At 43.0% G+C, this 25,622-nt stretch carries 24 protein-coding genes and 1 tRNA gene; 15 read left to right on the top strand and 10 right to left on the bottom strand.

The genetic code is table 11. The features are described 5' to 3' along the window. Positions 1-5 precede the first annotated feature (5 nt). Positions 6-377 carry a nuclear transport factor 2 family protein gene (locus EOPP23_RS06415; RefSeq protein ID WP_153765151.1) on the top strand — a complete coding sequence of 124 codons (372 nt, stop codon included), beginning with the start codon at positions 6-8 and terminating at the stop codon, positions 375-377. A gap of 150 nt (positions 378-527) precedes the next feature. On the opposite strand, the gene EOPP23_RS06410 is transcribed toward EOPP23_RS06415, so the two are convergent. Together EOPP23_RS06410 and EOPP23_RS06405 are read right to left on the bottom strand one after the other, a co-directional pair. Further along, on the bottom strand, positions 528-1,085 hold the full coding sequence (locus EOPP23_RS06410; protein WP_153765150.1) for a DUF1415 domain-containing protein: 558 nt from the start codon (positions 1,083-1,085) through the stop codon (positions 528-530). A 30-nt stretch (positions 1,086-1,115) separates the two neighbouring features. Then, positions 1,116-1,586 (bottom strand): transcription elongation factor, encoded by a 471-nt coding sequence (locus EOPP23_RS06405; protein ID WP_153765149.1) that lies wholly within the window; start codon positions 1,584-1,586, stop codon positions 1,116-1,118. Between the two features lie 112 nt (positions 1,587-1,698). Here EOPP23_RS06405 and rmuC point away from each other — a divergent pair, with 112 nt between their 5' ends. Continuing rightward, positions 1,699-3,216, top strand: a complete 1,518-nt coding sequence (rmuC, locus tag EOPP23_RS06400; RefSeq protein ID WP_153765148.1) for a DNA recombination protein RmuC — start codon at positions 1,699-1,701, stop codon at positions 3,214-3,216. On the opposite strand, the gene EOPP23_RS06395 is transcribed toward rmuC, so the two are convergent. Next, complete coding sequence (locus tag EOPP23_RS06395) at positions 3,163-4,047, bottom strand: LysR family transcriptional regulator (RefSeq protein ID WP_153765147.1); 885 nt, start codon at positions 4,045-4,047, stop codon at positions 3,163-3,165. The genes rmuC and EOPP23_RS06395 overlap by 54 nt on opposite strands. 142 nt (positions 4,048-4,189) lie before the next feature. Next, positions 4,190-5,161, bottom strand: a complete 972-nt coding sequence (locus EOPP23_RS06390) for a hypothetical protein (protein ID WP_153765146.1) — start codon at positions 5,159-5,161, stop codon at positions 4,190-4,192. Positions 5,162-5,327: 166 nt separating this feature from the next. On the opposite strand from EOPP23_RS06390, the gene EOPP23_RS06385 reads away from it, so the two are divergent. Beyond that, complete coding sequence (locus tag EOPP23_RS06385; RefSeq protein WP_153765145.1) at positions 5,328-6,170, top strand: SDR family oxidoreductase; 843 nt, start codon at positions 5,328-5,330, stop codon at positions 6,168-6,170. Positions 6,171-6,385: 215 nt separating this feature from the next. Then, a tRNA-Ser gene (locus tag EOPP23_RS06380) sits at positions 6,386-6,473 on the top strand. Between the two features lie 61 nt (positions 6,474-6,534). On the opposite strand, the gene EOPP23_RS06375 is transcribed toward EOPP23_RS06380, so the two are convergent. Beyond that, on the bottom strand, positions 6,535-7,524 hold the full coding sequence (locus EOPP23_RS06375; protein ID WP_153765144.1) for a tyrosine-type recombinase/integrase: 990 nt from the start codon (positions 7,522-7,524) through the stop codon (positions 6,535-6,537). A gap of 189 nt (positions 7,525-7,713) precedes the next feature. Here EOPP23_RS06375 and EOPP23_RS06370 point away from each other — a divergent pair, with 189 nt between their 5' ends. From EOPP23_RS06370 to EOPP23_RS06360, 3 genes are all read left to right on the top strand, one after another. After that, positions 7,714-7,902, top strand: coding sequence for a helix-turn-helix domain-containing protein (locus EOPP23_RS06370; RefSeq protein WP_153765143.1), 189 nt, complete (start codon positions 7,714-7,716; stop codon positions 7,900-7,902). Between the two features lie 74 nt (positions 7,903-7,976). Beyond that, positions 7,977-8,495, top strand: coding sequence for a hypothetical protein (locus EOPP23_RS06365; RefSeq protein ID WP_153765142.1), 519 nt, complete (start codon positions 7,977-7,979; stop codon positions 8,493-8,495). Continuing rightward, entirely contained in the window at positions 8,492-9,799 is a 1,308-nt protein-coding gene (locus EOPP23_RS06360) for a hypothetical protein (protein WP_153765141.1), read from the top strand. Before EOPP23_RS06365 ends, EOPP23_RS06360 begins: the two co-directional genes overlap by 4 nt. Before the next feature lie 51 nt (positions 9,800-9,850). Here the strand turns inward: EOPP23_RS06360 and EOPP23_RS06355 are convergent, their stop codons facing one another. Beyond that, positions 9,851-10,081 carry a hypothetical protein gene (locus tag EOPP23_RS06355; protein ID WP_153765140.1) on the bottom strand — a complete coding sequence of 77 codons (231 nt, stop codon included), beginning with the start codon at positions 10,079-10,081 and terminating at the stop codon, positions 9,851-9,853. Positions 10,082-10,481: 400 nt separating this feature from the next. Here EOPP23_RS06355 and EOPP23_RS06350 point away from each other — a divergent pair, with 400 nt between their 5' ends. The 6 genes from EOPP23_RS06350 (at position 10,482) to EOPP23_RS06325 (ending at position 16,915) form a co-directional block, all read left to right on the top strand. Next, positions 10,482-10,757 (top strand): hypothetical protein, encoded by a 276-nt coding sequence (locus EOPP23_RS06350; protein ID WP_153765139.1) that lies wholly within the window; start codon positions 10,482-10,484, stop codon positions 10,755-10,757. A gap of 148 nt (positions 10,758-10,905) precedes the next feature. Further along, complete coding sequence (locus EOPP23_RS06345) at positions 10,906-12,099, top strand: DUF4297 family anti-phage-associated protein (RefSeq protein WP_153765138.1); 1,194 nt, start codon at positions 10,906-10,908, stop codon at positions 12,097-12,099. Next, complete coding sequence (herA, locus tag EOPP23_RS06340; RefSeq protein WP_153765137.1) at positions 12,099-13,817, top strand: anti-phage-associated helicase HerA; 1,719 nt, start codon at positions 12,099-12,101, stop codon at positions 13,815-13,817. The genes EOPP23_RS06345 and herA overlap by 1 nt, the downstream gene beginning before the upstream one ends. A gap of 590 nt (positions 13,818-14,407) precedes the next feature. After that, positions 14,408-15,292 carry a mechanosensitive ion channel family protein gene (locus EOPP23_RS06335; protein WP_153765136.1) on the top strand — a complete coding sequence of 295 codons (885 nt, stop codon included), beginning with the start codon at positions 14,408-14,410 and terminating at the stop codon, positions 15,290-15,292. 18 nt (positions 15,293-15,310) lie between these two features. After that, the gene (locus EOPP23_RS06330; RefSeq protein ID WP_153765135.1) at positions 15,311-15,811 is read left to right on the top strand and encodes a DUF1003 domain-containing protein; all 501 of its coding nucleotides are present in this window, start codon (positions 15,311-15,313) and stop codon (positions 15,809-15,811) included. A 216-nt stretch (positions 15,812-16,027) separates the two neighbouring features. Continuing rightward, entirely contained in the window at positions 16,028-16,915 is an 888-nt protein-coding gene (locus EOPP23_RS06325; protein ID WP_194842523.1) for a mechanosensitive ion channel family protein, read from the top strand. Between the two features lie 158 nt (positions 16,916-17,073). Here EOPP23_RS06325 and EOPP23_RS06320 read toward each other — a convergent pair whose 3' ends face one another. Next, on the bottom strand, positions 17,074-17,970 hold the full coding sequence (locus EOPP23_RS06320; RefSeq protein ID WP_153765133.1) for a hypothetical protein: 897 nt from the start codon (positions 17,968-17,970) through the stop codon (positions 17,074-17,076). A gap of 71 nt (positions 17,971-18,041) precedes the next feature. On the opposite strand from EOPP23_RS06320, the gene EOPP23_RS06315 reads away from it, so the two are divergent. Beyond that, the gene (locus tag EOPP23_RS06315) at positions 18,042-18,950 is read left to right on the top strand and encodes a P-loop NTPase fold protein (RefSeq protein ID WP_370514747.1); all 909 of its coding nucleotides are present in this window, start codon (positions 18,042-18,044) and stop codon (positions 18,948-18,950) included. 1,214 nt (positions 18,951-20,164) lie between these two features. Here the strand turns inward: EOPP23_RS06315 and EOPP23_RS06310 are convergent. From EOPP23_RS06310 to EOPP23_RS06300, 3 genes are all read right to left on the bottom strand, one after another. Then, positions 20,165-21,301 carry a TraB/GumN family protein gene (locus tag EOPP23_RS06310; protein ID WP_194842522.1) on the bottom strand — a complete coding sequence of 379 codons (1,137 nt, stop codon included), beginning with the start codon at positions 21,299-21,301 and terminating at the stop codon, positions 20,165-20,167. A 397-nt stretch (positions 21,302-21,698) separates the two neighbouring features. Next, positions 21,699-23,789, bottom strand: a complete 2,091-nt coding sequence (fusA, locus tag EOPP23_RS06305) for an elongation factor G (RefSeq protein WP_153765130.1) — start codon at positions 23,787-23,789, stop codon at positions 21,699-21,701. A 368-nt stretch (positions 23,790-24,157) separates the two neighbouring features. Then, on the bottom strand, positions 24,158-25,054 hold the full coding sequence (locus EOPP23_RS06300) for a LysR family transcriptional regulator (protein ID WP_153765129.1): 897 nt from the start codon (positions 25,052-25,054) through the stop codon (positions 24,158-24,160). Positions 25,055-25,212: 158 nt separating this feature from the next. On the opposite strand from EOPP23_RS06300, the gene EOPP23_RS06295 reads away from it, so the two are divergent. Beyond that, positions 25,213-25,611 (top strand): nuclear transport factor 2 family protein, encoded by a 399-nt coding sequence (locus EOPP23_RS06295; protein WP_153765128.1) that lies wholly within the window; start codon positions 25,213-25,215, stop codon positions 25,609-25,611. Positions 25,612-25,622 lie beyond the last annotated feature (11 nt).

The raw sequence follows: 25,622 nt of genomic DNA, 5'->3' as shown, positions 1-25,622 counted from the left end.
TGAAGATGAGCCATAACGCACTTTCAGAGGTGCTGGTCGCCAGCAAACAGTGGGTAAAACATTTTAATGGTGGTGATGTGGATTATTGCGTGTCGGCCTATCAGGCTGATGCAGAAATGGAAGTGAAACCTATGGGGAGCTTTCATGGCTCGGAGAATATCGATCACTTCTGGCGACCTTTCCTCCAGTCCGGGGCGACGGACCTTGAATATCACAATATCTGGTTAAAACAGCTTGATGATATAACGGTTCATCTCGGCGCTGATTGGACCATGAATGTCGGGCGGGGAATTATCACTCTTGAGGAGTGGGTAAAAACGGACCCTAAACGATGGAAACTGGTCCGGGATCATTTTGAGGTATCCGAGCAGTATTGAAAAACCGGTTTTTCAAACAGCTACTTATCAATGGCCGAGCTGAACAATGACAGAGCTTATCAATGGCAGCGAAACCGATGATTTTTCTTTTGCCCGGGATTAGCAAAAAGCTCCTGCAACATTAATGCAGGAGCCCTGTTAAGGAGTGCCTTACCTGCCGGGTTGAGCAGTGAAAAGGTAGGGAAAAAGCTTCTGCTTTTCAGTGTCATCGAGTTTATTCATAGCTTCAATATTTCTGTCTGGAATACCATCCGGATCCGGGTGTTGTTCCACGGCTTTTTCCAGAGATTCTTCCCTGATGATATGAAGAACCGGGTAAGGAGATCTATTGGTAAGATTTTCTGCATCCTCAGGCTGAGTACCACCAAAGCAGTAATCAGGGTGGAAGCTGGCAATCTGAAAAATACCTTCCCACTGATACTCAACCAGTAGTTGGTCAACACTGTCCAGAAACTGGTTGTAGTCATAGAAATCAGCCAGCATCTTTGGAGTCACCAGCAGCGTTGTTTCCAGTTCGTCTGCCGAACTGTTCTCAAGAAGACGGCATTCATCATGCAGTTTTACCAGCAGGTCAGATTCACTTTCTGCCTCTGTCGATTCAATTCGAATCAGTCCTTTATTCCACGGCCAGGCTGCAAATGGGCAGAGGTTAAGGCCAATAACAACATCCTGTAACCACTGTTTTACGGCTTCAGTTTCCCGTGACATGGTATTTACTTCCTGACTGAATAAATGCGCTCAGTAGACTGACAGAATTTCATAGAGACCGCCATTGGGGAGCTCAATCTCATCACCGCAGAGTTTACCTGTCAGCAGACAGGCAACAGGTGCTTTGGGGTTGATAACGGTGATAGTTGAGCCTTTCACGTTCAGGACAATCCCACCACCGACAGGACTGAGATAAAACCAGAGCAACTGTTTGCCATCAGCGAGTTCGACCAGTGCGCCCAGGGCAATAGTATTGTCATCAGAGAATGATTTGATGGGCATTTTCTTACAGGTGAGCAACGCCTGTTCAAGTTCCAGTACCCTCTCGGACTGGCCATGAGCCAGATAAGCAGCCTCCAGAGCAAGTGTGTCGTACTGATTTTCAGGTTTGTTTTCACTGTCGCTGGCGGCTTCCTGAGCCGTATCAGCAGCTTTCAGTGCCGCTTGCCACTGCTGTTCCAGAGCAGAGATCAGAGCGGAATGAATGTCAGATTTATTCAATGGCAGTCCTTGGAAGCTGTTCTCGGGTGACAGCTATAGATTTGTGACTATTGACCAAGCCTTGGCTTGTCTAGCACTCTTGTAGTAATTCTACTCTATTTGAGAATGACACATGGATTTGAGTACCCTGGGCATTGTCCTGGTTGTTGCCCTTATTTCTTTTGCCCTGGGCTGGTTGGTTGCACGGCAGAAGGCTGGTAACGGTAGCCAGCAGGTTGAGTACATTGCCCAGCAACAGGGCAGTAAAATTACTGAACTGACCGCTGAAAATAACAGGCTGGTGGCTGTTCGGGAAAAGTCTCAGCAGGATATTAGAGATCTACAGATTATCAAGGGCAAGCTGGAAGCTCTGTTACAGAACGAAAGGCATCGAGTTGCTGAGCGGGATAATCAGATTCAGCTTCTTACAGACGAAAAGCTGCGGGAACAGGAAACCCGGGTTCTGGCAGAAAAACAGGTGAGAGAGCTGAAGGTTCGCCTTGACGAGCAGCAGAAGCAAAACACCCGTTCCCTTCAGCAACTGGAAGAAAACAAACAGGCCATGAAGGAAGAGTTTGGCAACCTTGCCAACGATATTCTGGACGCTAAAAGCAAACTGGTTTCCGAGCAGCAGCAGGAACGGCTTGAACATCTGCTGAAACCTTTTAAAGAGCAGTTAGGGGATTTCAGAAACAAGGTTGAAGAAGCACAGAAAGCGGATAATGAAGGTCGTGCGGCACTCAAACAACAGCTGGAAACCCTTTATTCCCTGAACCAGAGAATTACTGACGAAGCTGGCAACCTTGCCAAAGCATTAAAAGGTGACAAAAAACTTCAGGGTAACTGGGGTGAATTGCAGGTAGAGAAAATTCTGGAAAGCAGCGGCCTGATAAAAGGTCAGGAGTACGAGCGGGAACCTAACTTTAAGGATGAAGAAGGTCAGAATAAACGCCCGGACTTTATTGTTTATCTGCCAGAGCAGAAGCACCTGATTATTGACTCCAAGGTGTCGCTGGTGGATTACATGGCTTATGTGAGTGCAGACACCGAGGAAGAAAGAGCAGTCGCTCTTAAGCGACATATCCAGAGTATTCGCAACCATATCAAGAGCCTTAACGAGAAGGACTATCCGTCTCTGCCAGAAGTGAAAGCACCGGATTTTGTCTTTATGTTCATGCCAATAGAGCCTGCTTTTATGGTGGCTTTCCAGCATGAGCAGCAGTTGTTCAACGAAGCCTTTGAGAAACGTATTGTCGTGGTCACGCCTACGACATTACTGGCAACGCTGAGAACAGTTTCTAACCTATGGACCATTGAACGTCAGAATGCCAACGCCCGTAAATTGGCAGACCGTGCCCGTCAGGTGTACGACAAACTTCGCATCTTTGTCGAGAAGATGGAAAAGCTGGACACTCAGTTAGTGAATGTCCGCGCCACCTATGACGATGCGTTGGGAACGCTCAAACATGGCAGGGGCAACCTGATTTCTCAGGCTGACCAGTTCCTCACTCTGGGCGTTAGGGTGAAGAAAGAACTACCCAGGCAGACACTGGAAACGGCTGATCTGGGCAGTGATATAGCGCTTGAGGCCGATCAGTCATCCTCTGAAGGGAGTGCTGAAAAGAGTCTCGAAAAGAAAACTGTATCTTGAAGCCAGTGGTTTGTGGGTCTTGGTCACCAGAAACACGGTTTCATCCACTGTGCAGGGTAACTCCACCATCTTCAATAGCTCTGGTCTGGAGAAACTCTGCACAACAGAGACAGGCAGAACAGTGAAACCAAGCCCTGACGCCACGGGTTCCAGAATCTGATTAATTTGATTGACGTACCCGTGATCAGGGAAGCTGCCAATGCCTCTGAACTCCTCAGGAAAATTCTCCTGAAACATCAGGCTGACATGGTGGCTGGCATCTGGGTGGCCAATCAGTCCCAGCTTCCTCAGTGATGAATAGCCTGTGAAACTGAAAGTGGCAGGAACGACTAAACAGAGTTGTTCTGAACTGACTTCATGAGCAGACAAAACACTTTCCTGTTTTGGTTTCCGAGTCATCAAACCACAGTCTATATGATTGTTGAGCAGCTCTTCTTCTATTCTGTGATTTGGTGCTACTTCATAATGAATGCTGAGTTCAGGGTATTGCTTTTGCAGTTCTATGAGCCTGGGGTAAATGTTCAGCCCTAAAGCGCCGGGTGAAGATATACGACAGATGCCGCTGTATGGGTGATCCTTGATCAGTGATTCACGCAGCTGAACTTCACTCTCAATCAGGCTCTGTGCAAAACGGTAGACTGTTTCACCACTGGGTGTGAGTTCAAACTGTTTGCCAAAACGATTGATCAGAGAAGTCTGATAATACTCTTCCAGCTTTTTAATATGCTGGCTGACACCAGGTTGTGTCATGGCCAGAACTTCAGCGGTGCGAGTGAAATGACCTTGTTCTATCAGCGTGATAAAGGTTTTTAGCCAAACTGGGTTTACCATGAATCAATAGCCTGATAACTGCATAATGGTCAGGATATTTTAAATGAAATGATCAATGTTATTTATGGAAAAAGCTCATTATCATAATTATATATCGTCAGGGTCAGCCACTGGACTTTGCTTGAAGATGCTGTGTTGATCGCTAAAGTTCGTTTCTTTGTTTATCTGAACGGCTCGTTTGCCTGAACCTCTCATGCCAGAGTCTTGGGTTAGGGGCTAACTCCCAGAACCATTGAGACCATATCAGAGAGTTCTGCTCTGAGGTCAGTTCCTGATTCACTGATGATTTGGGGTCATGAAAAAATAATTGGCACTCAAGCTTGAGTCGTCGAGCCTTCCATTCCAGGCGTATGAAATTAATAGTCTGATTCTGTAGATTTCTTAACTCAGGACAAATTGATGCCAAACTGTTTGCTCCTGAGGGGTAGTAAACAGTGTAATCCTCATGGTTGGAATGAAACTGCTGAGGCAGGGCAGACAAGTTACTTTCACTGTCTGCGTGAGTTAATGTTATATCTCCTACTTTAACGACAGGAATAAACTCGGGCATAACATAACAGTCTGGTTGCTTATTTGTAGCCCCACAGGGTTTTGAAATAGCGTTGCCAATGCTGGAGTAAACAGTCTCAGCTGATCTTGAAGGATCTAAGGAGTAAGCCAAAAAGGCTTCTGATTTCGCTGTGTCGTAAAAGAATCTTGTTTCATAATTACAATCAAGAATGATCTTATTAGAATTAAGATAATGAATGTATCCCTGTTTCAAATAGTAAATGGCGGGTTCCTGAATTATGAAGTTATGCTTGAAAGAGATAAGACCACTCTTAACCAACTCTTTATAAAACGGGAACTCTTTACTTGCTTTCAGTAATGCGCTTTCTTGCTCTTCTCTGTCACTGCTCATGAGTACCAGCCTTTCCGGGCAATAAAGTCTAAAGATGGCTGGCTGTATCTCTGCCCATGAGCAAAATGAGGCGAGTACAAATACATAAAGTAGATATGGTTTCATGGAAGTGTTCGTTGTTGTATTCATTATTCCGTAGTCGAGAAATACGACTTTTTGATAGGAATAAATCAGTTGGCTAATTATAAATATATGGAGTTGTTTATTTATCACTTGCTCCTGCGAACAAGCCTTGGGTGTCATGAATGTAAGAATTAAACTAGCAGTAATTAGAAGGTTTACAAACAGATCTAAAAATTGCACTTAACGTATAAATGACTGTTCCATAGCTTGCTACTTTGTAATCATGACAGGATATAAAGGACAGTAAGGGCGTGTTTTGAATAATCAAAAGAATGCACTCATAACCGGTTGCTCTACAGGTATTGGTCGTAGGTTGGCTCTGGAGTTACATGCAAGAGGCTATAAGGTTTGGGCTACGGCCAGAAATCCGGAAAGCCTCATTGATCTCGAAACGATAGGTATTGTTTCAGCATTACTGGATGTAAACGACCAAGATCAGATAGATGAACTAGCCGGTCGTATTCTGTCATACGATGGACGTTTGGATCTACTGGTCAATAATGCCGGTTATGGTTCTATGGGGCCTTTGATAGAAACACCGGTCAAAGAGTTGCAACAGCAGTTCGCCACTAATGTAATCTCACCAATGGCTTTGGCTCAGGCCTTTGCTCCAGCAATGATACAGAAGAAGGCTGGCACGATTGTAAATATTGGAAGTGTTTCAGGCGTCTGTGTAACGCCTTTCTCTGGCACTTACTGTGCATCAAAAGCGGCCATTAATACTTTGTCCGACTGTTTAAGAATGGAGCTGGCTCCTTTTGGCATACGGGTGATGACCGTGCATCCTGGTGCAATACAATCTGATTTTGCACGCAATGCTAATGCTGCTCTGGAACGAGTCTGGAGTGATAGCTCTTTATATAAAGGCATTGAGTCAGCAGTAAGGAAACGCGCCAATGCCTCTCAGAAGAATCCAACGTCAACAGAGAAGTTCTGTCGAAATCTTGTGGATAACATTGAAGATGAATCCTCCAGCTCTCTGGTAAGGCTGGGTAATGGTAGTCTGGCTTTAACTCTTCTGGGGCGATTTATCCCATTTGTTTTACGAGAAAAGATTCTCTCCAGCGTATTCTCGCTAAATAAGCTGAAGCGGGGATAAATAACGATAAAGCTCATATGAGAAAGCTTCGATTTTCGAGATGGAAAACCAGCTGTGACGGTTTCAGGAGCTATCGTGCAGAAAAGATCTAAATAAGTATTTGTCCCCCTTTGCTTTTGTCAAAGAGCTTGTGTAAAGTACGCCTCGTTCGCAGCAAACGGCACGGCAAACAGCTCATTACTGAGCAAGGCCAGCAAGTGCTGATGCGGATTTACGGTGAGGTGTCCGAGTGGCCGAAGGAGCACGCCTGGAAAGTGTGTATACGGAAACGTATCGAGGGTTCGAATCCCTCCCTCACCGCCATTTCTCTTCTCTAAACGCTTGATTCTAAAGCGAAAAAATCCCAAAACAAATTAAGATTTACCTACCTGTCCACGAAGTGTCCATTTGGCTCGCTTAACGGATTCAGTCGTACGGCATCTGTCAGATGATCCTTACTGAACTTCGCATATTTCTCTGTCATCTTGATATCTGAATGCCCCAGAATAGTCTGTAAAACCCTGATATTTCCACCATTCATCATGAAGTGACTGGCGAAAGTGTGTCTCAGGATATGGCTGGCCTGTCCTTTCACTGTTCTTACTCCAGACCGCAATAGAGCTCTTCTGAACGCTTCCTGACTATTGGTGAACTCTCCACGTTCTTCGATATGTTCTTTCACCTCCTGAAACAGGGAAGGCTCTAAAGGAATGACTCGGTTCTTCTTGGATTTGGTGTAGGAAAGATGCACCTGGTTGTTCTGGAAATGGTGGTTCTTCCTGCTCTCAATCTCGCCCCACCGTGCGCCGGTACTCAGACAGATTTTGGTGATCATATACACGTGCTTATTGATGCAGCCTTGCCTGATCTCCTGAAACAGGATATCGATCTCTTCACGGCTCAGATACATCAGCTCTTTCTCATGAATTTTGATCTTCTTTATGGAGCGCAGCGGGTTGCTGTATTCGATCAGGGCGTTGTTATGGAGGAAGTTATAGACGGCGTTCACGTAGCCCAGCATGTTATTCAGGGTTTTATCCCCCATGCCTTCATCCCGCTTTATACGCTTATAGTGATGCCAGTCCCTTGGTGTCACATCCTGAGCAACAGGATTGTCGAGAGTCTCGCAGAAGCGCATCAGGTTCTTCAGGGTGCGTTGATGGTCTGCCAGTTCTACACCTCGGGATTCGTACCAGAGCATAATCATTTCATCGAGGTGACGAGGATCGTGTCCGGCTGCAATGGATTTTTTCTGAGTGACCACCTTGTCTCGAAACTGAATACACTCGATTTTGGTTTTGGCGGTATGACGAAACCGTTTTTCGCCAATCCTAAAATCAATTTTCCATTGTTGTCCTGCTTTCTTTATCCCCATACTGGCTCCTTTTTATTATTTTAAATGTAAAGAATCTGTAAGTATTATTTTTCTAACTATGCAGTTGTTCGCAGTTGTTCGCAGTTAGTCGCAAGTCGGATTTGTCAATAGAATTTGAATGTTTGGTTGATTGAAATAATCACCTTGTTTTGTATTCTTATTAATATAGATAACAAAAAGGAATTGGTAATGGAAAACAATAATAATGAACGACTCCTTCAAACTATGGATGATTTTGCATTATTGTTGGGCGTGTCTATAGAGACTGTTCGTGTCTGGGTTCGTAAGAATCAAGTTCCTTCCTTCAAAATCGGTAAGCGTCGGTTGATCAATGTTCGCAAGCTCAAGAAGATGATTGATGAAAGCGAAATAGTCTAGAAATACAGGGTAATTATAGTCTATGAAGGTCTTTCTCGCTTTTGACTTAGAGTGTTTTATTAAATGGAGTTTGGATGGCGCTGTGCTTTAATTTTTTTGTCTGCGATTTTCCCCATCGCAGCAAAAAATTAATCAAGCACGGCGACAAGGCTCCAAAGTCCATTGAATTAAAAACGCTCGTTATTGGTCTTTATTGGTCATTGTTGGTTAAATTTATTCTGACATTGATTGATGAGTTTGAGTGTGTATATTTAATTAAACGTTCTCTCTGTGAGCAGGGTGGTGAATTAATAATGAGCGTCGTCTTCTTAATAAAAATAGATGCCTTTCAGCCGTCGCTGTTGTGTTCTGGCTCTCCGCTGCTGAATCAACAGGCCGCCGACATGCTGCGCGTGCAATTACACCATCCTGATCAACCTGCTTTTCAACCACCATCCGGTTCGCAGATCTCTTTGGCAGGGCTGGGCGTCGCCGCTTACGGCCTGTGCGCGACTGCAACGCCTGCGGCAGCGCGCACAGGGAGACGTCCCTGTAGCACGTTAGAAAATAAACACACTCACGTGAACTGTCGTTTGAAAAGGAGATTACTATGAGAACACTGGATCGCTTCCGATGGAACGGAGATCAGAAGGCGTTAGAGGCTGATGACAAGGGGCTGGTGTTCCGGCATCCCCGTTACGGCCATATCGCTGATTTCGATGAGCAGGGCTTCCAGATCGTGGGTACCTATGTCGATACCTTTCGACAGCTCTTTCGTGGGCGCATGAACCCCAATTTCCATACCGATATTGAGCATTCACTCGATCTCAAGGAGAAGAAGTTCCAGTTATTGGGTCAGAACTGGATATTGGCGAAGATCGGTAAGAACTCCGGCTACCAGTACCGACTCCAGAATAGCCAGATAGGGCTGGTCATCCTGTTCAAACAGTTCCATGCCAAGGCTGAGTCTCCCGCTTCTCATCTGAAGATTGAGTGTTCCCCCTGGTTCCTGGATAACCGAAAGCCAAAGGAAGTGGACGATTACCTGAAACGACTGGCAGACCGGATACTGGTGGGTGCTGAAGCCTACTACCCAGCAATACATCTGGCGGTAGATATTCAGGGTTGGGAACCTGCTCAGGATTTTGCCCATCGGATGCACAGTAAGTCCAAGAAGTGCAGTCAGTACAACGGGCTGGAAATAACCGAGTTTAACCTGCATGAGATTACAGGCGTCTACGAGAAAGGTCAGTCTTTTTGCTTTGGTTCAGCCAATGCCAGCCAATTAGCGGTCTATAACAAAACTCTGCAAGCCAAGAAGATCGACAAATTCGATTACATGGAACACAAATGGAGGAACAGTACCCTGCTGGACGATGGCTCATCCGGCTATGACCCTGATAGAGATGTTTTCCGGATTGAAACCCGCTTCCATCACTCGGTGATTCAGCAATTCGCTCTGGGCAGCTGTGACATAAAGACAGGCGAAATCGGGGTGAGAATGAACACCTATTCCGAGGTGCTCAAGCATATCCACTCACTCTGGCAATACGGCCTGAAATCCTTCCAGTTCAAGTACAATCGCAACTACCTCGACCCACTCTGGACGATTCTTAAAGACGATGTGGTCTTCAAGTACCCTGAGTCCTCCTACAAGGACAACCTGCACTACAAGCGTTATTACAAGAAGGCAACCAGCTTTACCGGCAAGAACTACCAGCTGATGATGGGTAACTTCCTGTCAGCCTGTGCCAGAGAATCGGTTCCATTCGATACTGTACTCCATGAACTGCAATCCATGACCATCTGGAACAGCATTACGCTCCACTATGAGGACAAAGAGACCACGGAGCACCAGTTGATAGACCGATTGCGAGACTCCTATACCGAACGAGAGCTTCTGGGCTATGGCATATAGAGTCATAGCTGTCTAAATAGAAGAAGAGAAGGGAGATAAACTCCCCGCTCGTTACTTCTTGGTGGATTTCAACTCTGGCTGAGGTTCATCCAGTGCCTTCAGCTCTGCTTCCAGTAAAGTCTTGATAGTGACCAGTTCGTCTACTTCTGCGTTGTAACTTTCACGAATGACTTTCGTCGTATATTGAGAGAGCTGGGCTATCTCATGTCGCTTGGCTTCAAGCTGATTCTTGATCAAGTGAACCAGGGTGCAAAGCATGCTGTTGGTAAGTGATGTTTTCATGGGGTGTTTTCCTCTCTTTTGAATGTAATTGGCGTAGGACTGGCAGGAGAACGGGTCAAAAAATTGTGTTGCCACAGGGAATAGAATTTTTTGAGTAAGAGCGATGTCGGTCACAATTACTGAAATTCAAAAGAGGGGAGAGCGCACTGTGAAGGAGTGGGGCTACTGTTTGCAGGGACTGTAGAGCTATTTTGAGCCGTAGATGGGTAGGGTATGAGGAAATACCGTGATAATATCGAGCCTAGAAAAGCGACGGTGGAAGCTTACAAGCTGGTCGCACTGGATGAATTCTGGCGTGCTCTGGAAGAGCGGTAGCGTGTCGTGAAAGAAGAAAACCATATAACCAAATTGGGCATTATTTGTACCAGTAATTACACTTTTATCAACATTGAGGTTGTGTGTGAATCAAAAAGCAAAAAGTTGGTGGGCACGAACATTTGGGAGATCAATTTTCTCTCTCGTCTTTGGTAAATTCTTCGAAGTTAAAAATAATAGTGCTGGTATTATTGCAATCACGTTGGTGTGTACACTTTGTTTTGTTGTTGTCAGTAAAATTGACTTAATCACATCCTTAGACAAATTAATGGAGGGTGTACTCAATGTGATATTTGTTGTTGTCGGATATTACTTCGGTGCAAAACAAGCATCAACTTCTAAAGAGTCTGATGACGAATAACACGGTGTATACCAAGCGTTTCTACATGATAAATACTGATTGGCTCCTGTATTGTGTTACGGATTATAGCCAACTACCATTTGCTCGTTAAGCGCGCTATAGGCTAGACAAAAGCCAAGTATACCCTTACCAGGGAAGGAGTTTTGTTTTGGATAGAAGTGCAATAGATACAATTCGCGGTTATTGCTACCAGTTTGATAAATCCATTTTGGAGGTGCTTTCGCTTAAAAATGATACTGATAGTATCGAAGTGGAAGGTATTGAAGATGTTGATGTTAAACAGGATGGTGAAGTAAGTGCTGTACAATGTAAATATTACGAGAAAACTGAATATAATCATTCTGTTATAGCAAAGCCCATAAGGTTGATGCTTGAGCACTTTGCTAAAAATAGAAACTTAGTCGGAAAATATTATTTATTCGGTCATTATAAAAGCGGGCAAAATAAATTGCCTACGGAAATTACAATCGAGTTTCTTAAAGATAAGTTTCTAACCTATACAAAAAATAAAATCAAGTATCAAGAGTATTTAATCCTAGGTCTAACTGATAACGATTTAGAAGAGTTTATAGGGCGGCTGATTTTAGATATAAATGCAAAGAGTTTTGATGAGCAGCACGGTCAAGTTGTCGAAGAACTGGTAAAAAATTTCTCCTGTACCAAAGAAGAGGCAATTCATTACTATTATAATGCGGCGTTTTCAGCTATTACAAAGCTTGGGTGTGACCACAACAATAGAATAATTACAAAATCAGAATTTATAAATAAATTGAGCAAAACGAAAGTCTTATTTAATATTTGGTTATATAAATTTAAAGGTAGGAAACAGTATCTCACTAAGCTAAAGTCCGATTTGTTTTCAAGAAGTTTAAATACTCAACCATATGATAGATTTTTTGTGATTGATATTTCTAGTTCCAGATCGGATTCGGAAGTTAAAGATTGCATCTATTCCATTCAAAAAAGTTGGTCAAATTTATCAAAACGTACGCCATCACCCTACTCTCCATATTTATATATCTACGGAAAAGAAAAAGAAATAGTTAATTCTATAAAAAAACAAGTATACAACGAGGGTCTTGTTTTTTCTGATGGTTATAATTTTAGGGGAAGCAACTTTTGTGTGAATACAATCATAGAGGCAAAAACTGATAGAAGTGTTTTTTTTCAATATATTGAAACGGAAGAAGACCTGCTGTCAGCGGTTAGATCTGCAAAATCGAGAGTTGAGATATATCAAATTTTCACTAATGAAAATGAGTTAAATCTTGCTATCGATGAAAATATTAAAAATACGAAAATTCAAGTGTTAAATTTTGAAGATATAAAGGATATTATCTAATGAATAACAAACCAGAGGTTAATGCTGAGGTAATTTCAGTTAGTCCTAATAAAATAAAGGTTTCAGTTGATAAGCTTGAAGAATTTAAGGTTGCTGAAGAAAAACTTAAGGTTGGCTCGTATCTAAGAGTCTCAGATAATGAGGATGTAGCCCTTTTAGCTATAATTGAAAATTTTTCTATTGTTGCAGACGAAAATGGAGGTGAGCCTAAGTATATTATTGACGCTAGCCCCATCGGGTTAGTTAAAAATGGAAAATTCTATCGAGGAGGAGATTCATTGGCTTTGCCTCCAAAAAAAGTTGAACCAGCAAAGCTAGAAGATATTAAAGCTATTTATGAAAATAGTGTAAATGAAAATGAGAAGTTCACTTTTTCAAAGCTTTCACTAAACAAAAATGTTTCAGTTCCAGTAAATGGAAATAGATTTTTTAATAAGCATATTGCAATTGTTGGATCTACTGGCTCAGGGAAGTCACACACAGTAGCTAAAATTTTGCAAAAAGCGACAGAGTCAAAAGGATCTTCTTTTGAAGGTCTGAATAATTCTCATATTGCTATATTTGACATACACTCTGAGTATCAAAGTGCATTTCCTTCTGCAAACATACTAGGTGTTGAAAAATTAATCCTCCCTTATTGGTTGCTAAATAGTGAAGAATTAGAAGAGTTGTTTTTAGATACTGAGGCAAATGATCATAATCAGCGTAATGTTTTTAGAGAAGCAATCGTATTAAATAAAAAGTATCATTTTTCCGGTGATTCAGTTGCTAAAGAAAGAATTCATTATGATTCACCACTTTATTTTGATATAGAGGAAATTCTTTATTATATTAAAAATAGAAATAATGAGAAAAAGGATAAAGACAATAATATTAAGTGGATTGATGATGATGAGTTTATTTTTGGTGAAGATACAGCTAGCCGATTATTCAAAGAAGGACTTGACACAAAAGGAACTTCTGCAACTGGAACGCTGAATGGTAAACTCATTAATTTTATTAATAGGCTGGAAAATAAGATTTTCGATAAAAGACTAGAATTTATAGTCGGTTCTAAGACGAAGAACGTTACATTCAAAAATACTTTAGAGTCAATAATAGGATATAAGAATGAGTCTAAGGCTAATGTAACTATTTTTGATGTAAGTGGAATACCATTCGAAGTTTTAAGTATATGTGTTTCTCTTATTTCTAGGCTTATTTTTGAGGTTGGGTATTACAATAAGAAGTACAGAAAATCAAATGGTCAAGAACAAAATGCTCCCATTTTAGTTGTCTATGAAGAAGCTCATAAATACGCACCAAAGAGTGGTTTAAGCAAATATCGGGCGTCTAAGGAAGCTATTGAGAGAATTGCAAAAGAGGGTAGAAAATATGGTGTTACCCTCCTATTAGCGAGCCAAAGACCGTCTGAGATTTCGGAAACTATATTCTCTCAATGTAGTAGCTTTATCTCTATGAGATTAACAAATCCAGATGACCAAAACTTTGTTAAGCGCTTGTTGCCAGATACAATCGGCGATATCACTAATATATTACCTTCACTGACTGAGGGTGAGGCATTACTTATAGGAGATGCTATATCTGTTCCTTCATTAGTAAAGGTTGATGAATGCGAGGTTCCACCTTCTTCTAGTGATATTAAGTATCTTGAGGAGTGGCGAGATGAATGGAAAGACGTGGCTTTTGCAGAGTTGATTAAAACTTGGAGTATTTAGTCTTATAACAAGTGAGAGTGGTCGGTAGGCCACTTTTCCCTCTCAGAAAATGGCATTCTTGATCAGTAAATTTAGCAAGATAATTATTTTTCTCACGCAGATAATAATGGTAATTTTGGAGGTTTTTCCAGCTTTATTTACCCTTCTGTAGAATGAGTCGACCAAAGCCTGAAACGTAAAAGAACTATAGCGATATTGCAGTAAATATTGGTCAGTGCTCTTCTATTAAAAAGGTGTCCAGAAAGTGTCCAAAACACTGACCAATAATGACATCCAATGACCAAAAACGACAGATGTGTATATTTAGATGCTTCGTAAGTAATTGAAATATATGAAGATATCTGCCGAGTGTGACTGTTCGAATCCCTCCCTCACCGCCATTTCTCTTCTCTTAATACTTGATTCTCAAGCAAATTAAATTCCCCAAAAACCTAACCAAAATTCACTAAAGATACATGCCTGTAATCTTTAAATGCTTTCACGTCACTTCCATCTCTGTACTATCTTGTTAGTTCCACCCTCTTCTGTTGTGCCTGTTGGGAGCTTCACCTCCGATATCTTGCTCAATAGCTCTCCCTGTGGTCCAGCTGATGATTGTTTTAGAACTGGATAAACTCATACAGGCCAACCAGTGGTTGTCCACAGTAGCGGTGACTGGTTGTATATTGCTCGTTCGAATAATGTGGCAAAAGCTGCTGCGTCGTTCAAAGAGAATGGACAATGAGACCCGTAGAAATTTCAGTAACTCCTTAAGAAACTTCAGTCATTTATTAATTGCAGTTTTACTGATCGCTATCTGGCTTCCGGAAATCCGGCACTTTGCGCTGTCCATTGCAGCGTTCATTGCTGCCCTGGTATTGGCTACCAGAGAGTTTATTCAGTGCCTGACAGGATCGCTCTACCATATTTCGACCAAGCCTTATGCAGTAGGCGACTGGGTACAGATAGGTAATAACTATGGCGAAGTGCTCGCCATACATATGCTGTCGACAAAGTTATATGAAGTCGATATAGCGCACGGTAATTACGGTTTTACTGGAAAAACGTTAACTGTACCAAACAGCTTATTGGTTACCAGTATTGTTAAAAACCTGAATTTCACTCGCCGGTTCGCCTACCACTCATTCTCTATTACGCGAGAAGCCGAAGACGTCAATTTATACATACTGAAAGACAGATTGATGCAGAGAGTAAAGGAGAGCTGCGAGCACTTTCGTGAAGTGGGTCGTCGCTACAACGAGATGCTTGAGAATCGGCTCGATATAGCCATTCCAGGGCCTGATCCGGCCATTCATATATCCAGTTCTGAATTGGGTAAGAATGTTGTCACCATAGGTATTTTCTGTCCTACAGAGGAGGTTGAAGAGATGGAGCAGAAAATAACCGAAGAGTTTATGAAGATCTGGTATGCCTTAAGGGAGCAGGTTCTTGAGGCTCAGGCTATAGGCTTGAAAGAGAGCGGCCTTCAGAGATAGACCAAAGGAACGCAGGACATGAAAAAGTATTTTGAAAACCTTGCCCGGGCATTATTGAACAGAGGCTATAACAGCCTCGATAGTCAGGAACAGAAAATTATAAGCAGTATTGCCGAGCAGAGACCACTGACAGAAAATACTAATGATGCATTTAGTGAGTCACTGACGTTTGGAGAAAAAGTTGCCGATTCAGTAGCCCGCTTCGGTGGTTCATGGCTGTTTATAGGTTTGTTCTTCTCTTTTATCTTTTTGTGGATACTTCTTAATACGGTCTTTCTGGTTACTGACGCTATTTTTGATCCTTATCCTTTTATACTGCTCAATCTTGGTCTCTCAACTCTGGCAGCTTTTCAGGCTCCAATCATAATGATGTCTCAAAACAGGCAGGCGGCTAAAGATAGAATCAAGCAGGATGCGACTTACGAAGTTAACCTCAAGCTGGAACTCGAGCTTATAAGGTTGCATAAGAAACTGGATGAATTGGTGCTTGATACCAGGGCAGGGTGCGGTGAGAGTTGATTTATGCAATCTGGTTGGCTGATAGCAATGTACTCATCAGATTTAAGCTTATTCACGATCAAGGTTCTTAGTGTTTCAGCTGGTTGTTTGATGCTGATACTGTTCGCAAACCGTATGCTGATAAAGTTATCGCAACATTTCGAGAGAAGCCCCAGTCATTGGGATGATACGCTATTCTCAGCTCTGCGGCCTATTCTAATGCTGGGGATTTTACTGATGGGGCTGAGTGTTGTGGCTCACCTTTCCCTTACGCATCTGGGAATAGAAGAAAACCCCCAACTGGCTCCCGCCAGAAAAGTTATTCTTGTACTGTTGTTATACGCTTTTCTTGTCCGCTATCTGCATAAAGTTCGGCGCAGCTTTTATCGACCCGATTCGAAAAATACTCGTATAGACAAGGCAAGTCTTGAGTTCATCCTAAAGCTGTTACAGATCGGTTTAACACTGGCAATGACGCTTACCTTATTGCAGAACCTTGGAATCAGTATCAGTGGTTTGCTGACATTTGGTGGTGTTGGGGCTCTGGCTGTTGGTCTGGCAGCCAGGGATATGCTTGCTAACCTGTTTGGTGGTCTGACGCTTTATATAGACAGGCCATTCAGTATTGGTGACAAGGTAGGACTGATAGATAAAAAGATAGAAGGCTTTGTTGAATATATTGGCTGGAGGCAAACCCGCATAAGAGGTTATGACCGAACCCCTGTTTATGTTCCCAACGCCTTGTTTGCAAGCACTGCAGTATTAAACCCTTCACGTATGACCCATCGTCGAATCAGTGTCGTTGTCGGGCTCCGCTATCAGGATTTCAAACATATAACTGACATCACTGAAGAAATTGATCGTTACCTGGATACGCATCCTGCCATTGATCCAATGCGTGACAACATTGCCCGTTTCAGTGACTTCGGCAGCAGCTCACTGGATATTCTGGTGCGCTGCTATCCGGTTATAACTGACTGGAAAGGTTATATGACGGTACGCCATGAAATTTTGATCAAGATTGGTGAAATCATTCATAAACATGGTGCTGATTTTGCTTTTCCCACCAGAACACTGGAGTTTTCAGGTAATGATGAAGCACTCCTTAAAGAGGGTAGTCGATAAGTGCTGCAAACCGACAAGGCTGTGTGCCAATTTATGGTGTTCATCCCGGTTAACGGTTCAAATACCATCACCTTTGTAGACGCCCTCAGTTTGGTAAAAATCTATAGCTACACAGTCATGCTTTGAATTGTTGATAGCCATAAACTAAAAAACAAAATTCAGCGCTCTATCTTCCCGTCAGCTGCCCAAAGCAGTACTTCCAGGGTGCCACGCCACTTTGGGTCGACTGATGGCGTACTCATAAGCCGACCTACTTCTTGGTAACGTTTTTCACTTCTGTCAGGTGACAGGAGTTCTTCCAGTTCATCAACAAGCTGAGTGCCGGCGAAGTTGTCATTTTTGGAGAGTAACTGGAGATATTCTGTGCGTTGAGCAGGGGTCCCTGTTCTCAACCCTTTTATACGATTGATATCTTTCATCATTCCTTCGTATTGCTCCAGATTCATGGTTTCGCCCTGAGTGAACTGCTTTATATCTGCAATCAGCAGGTCTCCGAGAACAATATCTTCTTCCGGATTCTGTGTGCTGTTCTCGCCGTAAGCTGCCAGCATTTCATAAACCAGTCCGGAGGGCAGGGGGAGAGATTTACGTAGAGTTTCTTGTGGGTTGGCAACGCATTGACTCATTGCCCGCTCTACATCTTTTAATTGTTCTTCTGAAATGCGGTCATTTATGGCATGCAGAGATGTAATGCCATTTTTACCTGCCTTTGCCAGTCCGCACTTTACCATTGTCAGGTCTGCTGCAAGCTCAAGGTAACGATCACTTTGTGCTGTGCTGTTCAATAATGCCAGCTGGTCTTTTTGATCCTGACAGAGCCTGGCTTTCAGCTCTCCCAAGTGCTGCTTATTGGCTCTGGCATTGATCAGTGGTTCTGTGGATTCAAGGGGGCTAACTCTTCGCGATATCAGGGATTTACTGTCGTAAGGCCTGCTTTCAGACGCCGCGCCAACGATAGACTCACCTTCAACAGGGCGGTGTCTTAGCTTATTAACCGCATCAAGAATAGTTTGTGGCAGGTGCAGGATGGCGGAGGGAATGTCTGTGAGCTTCATAAGCCTGACTGATCTCTGGATGAATACTCATCCAATCGTTATCAGGTGGTTGATCTTTAGAGGGTGCGCCAATCTATTTTCTTGAGCATAAAAAAACCGCTGACGTTAATCAGCGGTTCCTTGTAAAGCTACAGGTTAAAAAAGAATTACTTCTTCTTCTCAGCCTGACGAGCTTTCTTCTTTCATTCGATCCAAATTATCTAGCGAGTGCACTTGAAAAGCATGCTATAAGTAAATCAAGTCAGTATATAGATAAAATTGCACAGCTAAGAGCGCCATTGCCTCTGATTTCTCATAATGACTTACAGATAATTGCTGATAATGAATTATATAGGCTGTCAGATACTGCTCTGACTCAGTACTTTGAGAGAGACGAAGAAAAATTATCGGTCATATACCATACCCATGTTGAATATTTAATAAGAACGCCAAGAGAGCTAAAAAGAATATTCAATCATTTGAGGTTTGTTCTCAAAAAAACTAAAGGTAACGTCTCCTTTACTGACTTATATTGTTTGTCAATATTAGCTGTTAAACAATCACTTATTTATACATCAATAAAAGAATCTCCTGGATTTTATATCGGTAAAAAAATTGACGCTTCAATTGGTTATGATAAACCAGAAGAGTTAATAAAAAATCATAAGAGTAAGCGGGATGCTTTGCTAAAAAGTGTTGATCATAAAGATATTGATCATGTTAATGGATTGTTGAATGAGTTATTTCCTTTGCTAGAATCAGGTGGTTTTACTAATTATAATTATATGGACTACGATAAGTCTGGTAGGGTTGCATCTGAAAAAAGACTATATATTGCTATGCACTTGCAGGTGCCTTATGGCTTTGCGTCTGATATAGATGTTCTGGAATTCATTGATGGTACTATGGAGCGAAATGAATACCTTGCTAGATCAATAGATGAGGGATCTGTTGAGAGAGTGCTTGAGCTGCTCCAGCAAAATAAAAAAAATCGTAGATGAAAGATCTTTTGGGTGTTTGGAAGCAATTTATGATGTTTTTCTGAATTCCGAATACTTGGAGAATATTTGAAATAACAGAGTTATGTTTTTTGGTTTTGATCCGTCAAGAAATATTCGATGGCTTACATATTCAATTTTAGAAGATTTAAGTATTGAAGATAAGGTTTAATTCATAAATAAGGTTGTATCTAATTCAAAATATATTGCTATAAACTCCGATATCATAAAACGTCTACTAATTCAAAGTGGAATAGTGGAAACTGATGACCCTAGATTGAAGGATGATAAATGGCTTCCTTTAAAAGATTATGATTGTGTTTTTGATAAATGGACTGATACAGTAATATCGGTGCTAGAAAGCAGCTCACTTTACTCTATGTCATATGCGACTAGTTTGTTTTATACCTTAATAAAGATAAATCCTGTTAGAGTAAGGAAATGATTTAAAAACTGGATGAGTGAAGATGGTGGTCTAGAAAAAAATTGCGTTCCTGATTGGAAGGAGTGGGTCTGATTCTGGTAATGATCCATATTCAGAAATACAAGAAAGATTTTTTAAAGATTTTTTAGATTTTGATGATCTTAGGGGAAAGGTAAAAGAAGAGCTCGATTCAGATATACCCGTCTCTTTGAGGGCTATATATTTAAGTATAACTACTGGTGAAAAATACTATTTAAGTGATGCAAGCGTGGGCGATAAACTTTAAGGAAAGAAGTCTCTGAAACTTGCCTCCGTGTCTCTACCCAAAACCTTTCGGTTGGCCGAAGGTCAATCAAATCGGCGTAAGCTCGGTCGTTTGAGATCGAGTAGTCGATTGGAAGGAATGTTCTTAACGCGAGATTGGTTGTTGATAATATTGGTCAGTGCTCTTCTATTAAAAAGGTATCCAGAAAGTGTCCAAAACACTGACCAATAATGACATCTAATGACCAAAAACGACAGATGTGTATATTTAGATGCTTCGTAAGTGATAGAAATATATGAAGATATCTGTCGAGTGTGACTGCTCGAATCCCTCCCTCACCGCCATTTCTTATTTTGTAACTCTCTGATTTTCCTCAAGCTGATTCCTCTATTAAACATCTCTCGTCGTTTTTGTTGACAAAGAGTTGATGGCTGATCAATCCAACAGTCAGTCGTAAACTGGTATGGTCTGTATTCTTATCCCGCTTTTGAAAGTATTTTTACGTTTGATGATACAGGGGCATCTTGTTTATTTGTGTGCTGTAGTTCTTATATAAGAGCTATATATTAGAGGAAGGGCTATAGCCGCAGTGAGGGCTATTACTCCTGCGTTGTCATGTAGTTTAGAGAATAAACTAACTTGCAGAGGTATTGGCTCTACCTCATAGCCTTTTTCCCGTAGTAGATAAACCAGCCCATATTTACCATACAAATGCGCTGTACCGACAGCAAACAGAGTTTTTTTCTCCTTTGATTCAAGTAGCTTACCTATTTTAGGCAGCCAGTTTCTGCTGCGTACAGGCAGCATCTCGTTAGACCAAGCGTCATTATTATCATCAATCAGTATTTCATCGTCATTCAGATAAAACCGGGTTTGTGTCATCAAGTCACAGTCATCACCCATCAGATAGCAGGCTCGGGTATCCGAAAAATCTATATCTTCTTCGGATTCGATCACGTCAATCATAGATTTTCTCTGGGTTTCATGGCTCAAATTGTTAATAAGATCGTAGAATTCCTGAAATGGACTAAGTGCGTGTATCTGCTTATTGTTATTTTTTGCGTAATTAAACAGGTTATCATCCAGACTGAGCAGAAGGGCGGCATGTTTCTTAACACATTGGTTATGCTCCTGCCGATAAGGCTCAAGGTTAACTATATTAAGACCAATCTGGCTGCCCAGTAATAAGTATCTTTGTTTTATTAGCTCTAATTCTTTCTTTAGTGATTCTTCTACTGCCCTCTTACGTGAATTCCTTAGAGTGTAATACTCAAATTCATAATCAAATGGGTGCATGCATTCTATGTCACGAACCGATGCATCAGTTTGCAATGATTGTATTACATCGACTGCTTTGCGCAGTTCATGTTCGGTTAGAAGATGTTTGATACCTGTTTCGCAGTGCTTCTCAAAATCTGATACAGACTTTTTATGGGAGGGATTGATATCAGAATTGACAGCTCTTTCCTCCCATTCGAAGGCGATGTCTGTAACGTCGTTAAGAACACCACGGATAGCAGAAAATTTAAGTAACAAATCCTCTACGAGGATAGGGTAATGGATGGTTCCCATAAGATACCCCCTAACCTCGCCTTGTGAGGTGATTTTCCATAATCTGTGATTAAGGGGGATAGAGGGTTCTGCCGTGCTGGTTTCGATACTCATAAAGGTGATGACTAACACTAGAAAGAGGTGCTTCAACTGTTTCATAATTATGTATTTATATTTTTTAAATAAATGGGGTATCAGTGACAGGACAAAAGTTTGCGTCATACGTCTGAAAAAGTAGCAGAAGTCTGGTGAATATCCATTAAAAGCCAGAGGCTGGTTCCGAATCTGGCGCTTACAAACATGTAGGAAATGTATGAGTGAGGGGGAGTAATGAGTGATTTTCAGGCATAAAAAAACCGCTGACATTAATCAGCGGTTTTTATGTCCACGGATGGATTGTATCCCAGAATTGCAGGAGTAAATTCTGGGGCATGTCCAAGGATGGACGGTCTGGTGATAATGCAGAAGCAATCATCACCAGTAGAGCTAGACGCTCAGCATTAAAAAAGAATTACTTCTTCTTCTCAGCCTGACGAGCTTTCTCTTCTTCGATTACCTTGTCAGCTACGTTCTGTGGGCACTGAGCGTAGTGAGCAAATTCCATGGAGAACTGGCCACGACCGGAAGTCATGGTACGCAGGGATCCAATGTAACCGAACATTTCAGACAGAGGTACGTTAGCCTTGATGCGAACGCCGGAAGCACCAGCTTCCTGACCTTCGATCATGCCACGACGACGGTTCAGGTCACCGATAACGTCACCAACGTGATCGTCTGGAGTGAATACGTCAACCTTCATGATAGGCTCGAGCAGCTTAGGATCAGCCTTAGGAATGGAGCGACGGAACGCGCCACGTGCTGCCAGTTCGAACGCTACTGCAGAGGAGTCAACCGCGTGGAAACCACCGTCGAACAGCTCGATTTCAACGTCCAGAACAGGGAAGCCAGCGAGAACGCCGTTATCCATCATGCTCTTGAAGCCCTTCTCAATCGCCGGGAAGAATTCCTTAGGAACGTTACCGCCCACAACGGTTGATTTGAAGACCAGACCAGTGTTCTGCTCGCCTGGCTTGATGCGGTAGTCGATCTTACCAAACTGACCGGAACCACCGGACTGCTTCTTGTGTGTGTAAGAATCTTCGATTTCAGCCGTGATGGTCTCACGGTACGCAACCTGAGGCTCACCCACTTCCAGGTCAACGCCGTAGGTACGACGCAGGATGTCGACCTTGATGTCCAGGTGCAGTTCGCCCATACCACGCAGGATGGTCTGACCAGTTTCTTCGTCGGTGTGAACCAGGAAGGTAGGGTCTTCAGCAACCATCTTACCGATAGCGATACCCATTTTCTCGGAACCGCCTTTATCTTTAGGGGTAACGGAAATGGAGATTACTGGCTCTGGGAATACCATCGCTTCAAGAGTACATTCGTGCTTAGGATCACACAGGGTGTGACCGGTCTGAACGTTCTTCATGCCAACGATGGCCAGGATGTCACCTGCCTGAGCAGTGCTCAGTTCTTTACGGTCATCCGCTTCCATTTCACACATACGGCCGATACGCTCGGTCTTACCTGTGAAGGAGTTCAGGATTGTGTCGCCCTTGTTCAGGACACCTGAGTAGATACGGATAAAGGTCAGGGCGCCGAAACGGTCGTCCATGATCTTGAATGCCAGAGCACGGAAAGGCTCATCAACAGCTACTTTCGCAACTTCACCGGTAGGCTCACCGAGTTCGTCGGTCAGGTCCTGTGGGATAACTTCTGTTGGGGACGGCAGGTAATCAACAACAGCGTCCAGTACCAGCTGGATACCCTTGTTCTTGAATGCAGAACCACAGTAAGTCGGGAAGAAGGTCAGTTCGCGTGTACCCTTACGGATGCAGGACTTGATTTGGTCAATGGTAGGTTCTTCACCTTCCATGTAAGCCATCATGATGTCGTCATCAACTTCAACGGCTGTTTCGATCATCTGCTCGCGGTACATCTGCGCGTCGTCAACCATATCCGCAGGAATGTCCTGAACGGTGTAGTTTTCTGGCAGACCGGAGTCGTCCCAAACGTAAGCTTTCTGGGTCAGAATGTCGACCACACCCACGAAGTCATCTTCGGTGCCGATTGGCAGGGTCATGATCAGAGGGTTAGCGCCCAGTACGTTCTTAACCTGGTCAGTAACGCGGTAGAAGTCAGCACCCAGACGGTCCAGCTTGTTAACGAAGATGATACGGGATACACCGGATTCATCCGCATAACGCCAGTTGGTTTCGGACTGAGGCTCAACACCACCGGAACCACAGAATACGCCGATACCGCCATCCAGTACTTTCAGGGAACGATATACTTCAACGGTGAAGTCAACGTGTCCTGGAGTATCGATGATGTTCATGCGATGACCATCCCAGAAGGTGGTGATCGCAGCTGACTGGATAGTAATACCGCGCTCGGCTTCCTGTTCCATGAAGTCAGTGGTGGATTCACCATCGTGTACTTCACCGGTCTTGTGGATCTTACCGGTCAGCTTCAGGATACGTTCTGTAGTAGTGGTCTTACCGGCATCAACGTGTGCGAAGATACCAATATTTCTATATTTAGAGAGATCTGACATTAGATGCTCGATGTTTCAGGGGAAATTTTCGCCGCATAGTTTAATGGCTTTGAGCCGGATATAGAACCAAAAGTAAACAAAGAAATCCAGATTAGCCAAAAAAAATGTTGGGACTTATGGTTTGTTATCAAAGCAACCGCAATAGAACGGGGGTTCCAGCCATTTTGCGATGTAAAAACCACTAATGCCTTTTGGAAGATATATTGGTTGGTTTCTGAGCTTTCAGCTGATATCTCCCGAGTAAGTTATCGAATCCCTTTGCCATTATCAGCTATGGGTTCTTTATCGATGATATTTTATGTGATCACCCCATCGGTTTTATCTGCTGATGCCGTTCTGTTTTCTTACAGAATTTCCGCAAGTGCTTCTCAGTTTTCCTTGCCCTGCTTTAAATGCTCGATGAAAAGACGAAGTGGCACATAATCACGGTAAGCCCGAGGGAAATAAATGTTAATGCTGGGCATAGTCACCCGGTGTTCGCTCAACACTTCCTCAAGCTGACCTGTCTTCAAAGCTTCAGCGCAACAGGCATGGAATACATAGGTAATCCCTAGTCCTTGAGTTGCCATTTCAACGGTTACCGGCATGGAATTAGTGATAATACTGCCACTGGTCTGAACCGGATAAACACCACTCGGACCGTTGAACGTCCAGGGGGCCAGCTGGTTCGAGCTTGGGTAGCGGTATCTCAGACAGTTGTGGGCTAATAGGTCCGTGGGCTGCACAGGTCTGCCGTATTGTTTGAGATAACCAGGGGTAGCAACCACTGCCGTATTCAGTGCTCCGGTCAGACTGATTGCAACCATATCTTCTGAAACCAGTCCTCCCAGACGAAAACCTGCATGTAAGCCTTCCTGAAGAATGTCTGACAATGCATCGGTTAACGACAGCTCTATTTCGATCTCTGGATAACGTTCCTGAAAAGTGGATAGGTGCTGACGAAGCAGTAGGTGATAAGCAAGCTCGGGAAGTGCGAGTTTCAAGTTGCCACGTTCTGCATGACCTGCCGTTCGTGCGCTTGCCAGACCATCAGTCAGTTGTTCAAAGGCTGGCCCAGATGACCGAGCTAAAGCACGACCCGCTTCGGTTAAATTTATTGTGCGTGTTGTCCGTATGAATAGTGCTGTTCCCAGTTGATCTTCAAGAGCTTTCAGTTGATGACTCACCGTTGAACGCTTAATTCCTAACGCGTTAGCGGCAGCGCGCATACTGCCTTCTCGTACAATGGCATTGAACACTTCAAGGGTTGAGAGGGGTAATCGCATTGGTGTATCTCATGCACTATAGAGGTTGATCCAGGGGTGATTGTTGGAGTGAATGATCGAACATACACTGTTGTTAATGTCGAACACAACACAGCAGCTCTCCACTCATTAGGGTTTGGAATCTGCTTATTCATAGAGCAAAGGCGGAGGACTGACATATGTCACTGACCACTGAAGACAGAATGGACATTCAAAATCTAATGGGACGTTTTGCACTGGCCGCTGATGTCGATGAACCAGAAGCAATGCGTGATTTTTTTGTTGAGGAAGGGCGTTTTATCGTAGATGAAATGCAGATCAAACTGGAAGGCATTGATAACATCATCAGCTGGATAAAAAACAACGCCGATGCTTTTCCTCCAGGCCTTATTCACGTACAGAGTAATTTCGTTATTGATGGTGATGGCGATGAAGCACAGCTGAGCTGTGTGAGCCAGGCCATCCAGAGCTACAATGGCGAGATTAAACATTATGTGGTTGGTCGTTATTTTGAAAAACTGGTGAAAACCAGATCAGGCTGGCGCTTGAAAGAGCACAAACTTCAAATTAAAGCCTGAATTTTTCCAAC

It is taken from the genome of Endozoicomonas sp. OPT23, from assembly GCF_009653635.1.
Lineage (GTDB): Bacteria > Pseudomonadota > Gammaproteobacteria > Pseudomonadales > Endozoicomonadaceae > Endozoicomonas_A.
This window is presented reverse-complemented; position numbering and strand designations above follow the sequence as displayed.

Excerpts from the sequence above, each read along its gene's own strand:
- EOPP23_RS06335 (WP_153765136.1), top strand. The coding sequence starts at position 14,408 with ATGATTGTTTTAGAACTGGATAAACTCATACAGGCCAACCAGTGGTTG.
- herA (WP_153765137.1), top strand. The coding sequence starts at position 12,099 with ATGAATAACAAACCAGAGGTTAATGCTGAGGTAATTTCAGTTAGTCCT.
- EOPP23_RS06320 (WP_153765133.1), bottom strand. The coding sequence starts at position 17,970 with ATGAAGCTCACAGACATTCCCTCCGCCATCCTGCACCTGCCACAAACT.
- rmuC (WP_153765148.1), top strand. The coding sequence starts at position 1,699 with ATGGATTTGAGTACCCTGGGCATTGTCCTGGTTGTTGCCCTTATTTCT.
- EOPP23_RS06295 (WP_153765128.1), top strand. The coding sequence starts at position 25,213 with ATGTCACTGACCACTGAAGACAGAATGGACATTCAAAATCTAATGGGA.
- EOPP23_RS06365 (WP_153765142.1), top strand. The coding sequence starts at position 7,977 with ATGGCGCTGTGCTTTAATTTTTTTGTCTGCGATTTTCCCCATCGCAGC.
- EOPP23_RS06330 (WP_153765135.1), top strand. The coding sequence starts at position 15,311 with ATGAAAAAGTATTTTGAAAACCTTGCCCGGGCATTATTGAACAGAGGC.
- EOPP23_RS06395 (WP_153765147.1), bottom strand. The coding sequence starts at position 4,047 with ATGGTAAACCCAGTTTGGCTAAAAACCTTTATCACGCTGATAGAACAA.
- EOPP23_RS06310 (WP_194842522.1), bottom strand. The coding sequence starts at position 21,301 with ATGAGTATCGAAACCAGCACGGCAGAACCCTCTATCCCCCTTAATCAC.
- EOPP23_RS06355 (WP_153765140.1), bottom strand. The coding sequence starts at position 10,081 with ATGAAAACATCACTTACCAACAGCATGCTTTGCACCCTGGTTCACTTG.
- EOPP23_RS06410 (WP_153765150.1), bottom strand. The coding sequence starts at position 1,085 with ATGTCACGGGAAACTGAAGCCGTAAAACAGTGGTTACAGGATGTTGTT.
- fusA (WP_153765130.1), bottom strand. The coding sequence starts at position 23,789 with ATGTCAGATCTCTCTAAATATAGAAATATTGGTATCTTCGCACACGTT.
- EOPP23_RS06300 (WP_153765129.1), bottom strand. The coding sequence starts at position 25,054 with ATGCGATTACCCCTCTCAACCCTTGAAGTGTTCAATGCCATTGTACGA.
- EOPP23_RS06415 (WP_153765151.1), top strand. The coding sequence starts at position 6 with ATGAGCCATAACGCACTTTCAGAGGTGCTGGTCGCCAGCAAACAGTGG.
- EOPP23_RS06370 (WP_153765143.1), top strand. The coding sequence starts at position 7,714 with ATGGAAAACAATAATAATGAACGACTCCTTCAAACTATGGATGATTTT.
- EOPP23_RS06325 (WP_194842523.1), top strand. The coding sequence starts at position 16,028 with ATGGGGCTGAGTGTTGTGGCTCACCTTTCCCTTACGCATCTGGGAATA.
- EOPP23_RS06375 (WP_153765144.1), bottom strand. The coding sequence starts at position 7,524 with ATGGGGATAAAGAAAGCAGGACAACAATGGAAAATTGATTTTAGGATT.
- EOPP23_RS06360 (WP_153765141.1), top strand. The coding sequence starts at position 8,492 with ATGAGAACACTGGATCGCTTCCGATGGAACGGAGATCAGAAGGCGTTA.